The 317-nt window shown below is 64.0% G+C and carries 1 protein-coding gene; it reads right to left on the bottom strand.

The annotated features are described in order from the left end of the window. On the bottom strand, positions 1-317 hold a 317-nt coding region (locus V9U70_RS00510; protein WP_336672385.1), incomplete at both ends, for a cbb3-type cytochrome c oxidase subunit I.

Below are 317 nucleotides of genomic sequence, written 5' to 3'. Positions count from 1 at the left end.
GTCGCCCACTCCAGCGAACGGCCGTAGCCCCAGGGGTCGTCGACCTCGATCTTCTTGCCGTACTTGGCGGTCTTCCACACGTTGTAGAAGAACGGCAGCATCGACAGGCCGAGCAGGAACGAGGAGATCGTCGAGATCGTGTTCAGTGCGGTGAAGCCGTCGGCGGCGAGGTAGTCCGCGTAACGCCGCGGCATGCCCTCGGCCCCGAGCCAGTGCTGCACCAGGAACGTGCCGTGGAAGCCCACGAACAGCGTCCAGAACGTGATCTTGCCGAGCCGCTCGTCCAGCATCTTGCCGGTGAACTTCGGCCACCAGAA

Origin of the sequence: Streptomyces pratensis, from assembly GCF_037137275.1 — a bacterium.
Classification (GTDB): Bacteria; Actinomycetota; Actinomycetes; order Streptomycetales; family Streptomycetaceae; genus Streptomyces; species Streptomyces pratensis_B.
The sequence above is the reverse complement of the archived record's forward strand: the minus strand, read 5'-3'. Positions and strand labels throughout refer to the sequence as shown.